At 61.2% G+C, this 2,189-nt stretch carries 2 protein-coding genes; both read right to left on the reverse strand.

The window, feature by feature from the left end; translation table 11 throughout:
• Positions 1–1,089: 1,089 nt before the first annotated feature.
• Positions 1,090–1,269, reverse strand: coding sequence for a YegP family protein (locus AC1DWT_RS50920; protein ID WP_005245176.1), 180 nt, complete (start codon positions 1,267–1,269; stop codon positions 1,090–1,092).
• Positions 1,270–1,477: 208 nt separating this feature from the next.
• Positions 1,478–2,189: hypothetical protein (locus AC1DWT_RS50925; protein WP_477926230.1), on the reverse strand; the 712-nt coding region annotated here is incomplete at its 5' end.

Consider the following 2,189-nt stretch of genomic DNA (forward strand, 5'->3'; position numbering starts at 1 on the left):
GCGAGTCGCTKCGCTCCCCGCCAGGGAGCCGCTGCGCGGCTCGCAGTGGGTCCATTCCCGTTGCCGWCGATCGAGTCGCTTCGCTCCTCTGAGTTTCCGARATTMGGTYCTCACCTGCGYCTTTAATCGWCCAGTTCRATCCGGTCCCCCACACCCCAACGAGGCTGGGGAAGCGGGCGGATGCGCCCGACACGCCGCCCGCTCGCCTTCCCGCGCCGCACCATGTCATACCCACAGCATACCACCCACCCCCACACAATCCAAACAGTCGAAAATCATAAAACCCCCAAATATGTTGATCAACAACATATTACGAACCTTACAACCCGATGTTCGTGCACAACACACATAACACCTTATGCACCAATTGATTACCCAAACACATTGTCAAACAACACCTTTCAAAACCAACTCAAAACCGGACGAAACAGACAACCTCGCGCCCGCCGACACCCCCCGCGCCGGCACTCCCCCGACAGGTCGCCGGCACCCCCACATCACAAACCGGGGACATGTCATCACACCAGGTCACAGCACAATTACGGCCGTGAGTGCCGAGGTCGCGTCGATCCCACCCATAACCCCCTGCGCACCGCCCAGGATGGGCAGCAGGGAATTCAGCAGTAGTTCGCGTCGCTCGCGGCGACGCCTGGGGAGGGAGCGCGGCATGGTGTTCGAGAGATTCTCCGATCAAGCCCCGACAAGTGGTCGTCCTCGCCGCCGGCGCCGCCCGCACCCACCACCTGCCGCCATCGGCACGAACGCGCACACCAACGGCACAGCGAACTGACGGCCAGGCGCGCCAGGGAACCGTCACCAACCCGCACGCCACCACCACAACCGCCGGTCCCGCCCAGCTCACCCGTAAGAGGTCGGCGGCGGATCAGACCCGAACGAGTTGAACGAACCGTGCGGATACACCCGCGGCTGCGGACCACCCCCGTAGTGCTGCCACAAGATCACCGCCGGCAGATAACAGAAAGAACCCCAGCAGCAGACCCACGCACACCCCCAGCGAAATCCGCCAACCCCGCCCCGACCCTGTCGGCTGCGGTCTCAGCTCATCGGCGCGACGGGGATCATCAGAGGTCAGGTCAAATCCTCGGTGGGAGCGGATGCGGCATTGTCCTTGATCGACGCGATCCCGGTCTGAGCCGCCGCCTTCGAGGTGTAACCCTGACTCGCCGCGATGATCTCCCCGTTAGCCGCCTTCAGATGGAACCGGAACTTGCCGGCCGCGTCCTTGAAAAGCTCGAACTTCGCAGTCATCGCCCCTCCTCCACACGGTATCCACGACGGTCGCGAACCCCGTGGAGTTCACGGTAAGCCGACCACACACCCGCCGGCGGCCGAACGCATCCTTTCCGGCGGCACCGTCCCACCCCCGCCGGGACGTGTCATCTCCCCAGTTCAGAGCGCTCCTCGAGGCCGCCACGCCTGAACCCCTTTGCGGCCACTGCAGGAACCGCAGAAGAGGTCAGGTCAAGAGTTCATGTACGACAAGGTCGGTGCGTCTGACTCTCCTGAGAACCTCCGCACCAGAGTCGGCTTCCTGATTCAAAAGAGAGATTGCAGTATCGATTATGTGAGCTGGGACCTCCGTGACACCGCCCTTAATCACGAGGTCGCGCAACGCAGAGTGCGATGCCTTTCTTCCAGGATTCTGGAATATCCACCAGTCGGCGAGTGTTTCCGATTGGCCATTTCGGTTCTTCGACTTCAGGGAGTTGTCGAGTGCGCGCTGAAATGCGCTTGTCACTTCTGAACCCGATTGGCCTAGTTCCGAAGCGAGCATCCCAACTTTGCGCCACAGCGTCGCCAAGCGCCAGTAATACGCCGGCGGATAACTACCGTGGTCGGTTGCACTCAACTCTTTCGAAAATTCTTCCAGGTCAACCTTGAGGACTGTAGCCTGCGCAGCGGACTGGTCGCTTCGCCGGTATCTGAGTGAACTCCTGGCGGCCTTGGCCTCCACCGCGAGGTCGTCATTCCCCATAGCTGCATATGAGCTGGCCGCGGCACTCAGATGGATGACGGCGTTGTCGTCATTTTCCTCGCCTTCTACCTTACCCAAYCAGAGACGCGCGTCGGCTACTTGACGCGTGTAACCGTTCGATTCAGCGACGGGTACCGTGGATTCGAGTATCCGCTTGGCTGATCTGTGTCCTTCCACACCCTCACCCTCTATT

The organism is Rhodococcus sp. P4_B6, from assembly GCF_056402215.1.

Excerpts from the sequence above, each read along its gene's own strand:
- AC1DWT_RS50920 (WP_005245176.1), bottom strand. The coding sequence starts at position 1,269 with ATGACTGCGAAGTTCGAGCTTTTCAAGGACGCGGCCGGCAAGTTCCGG.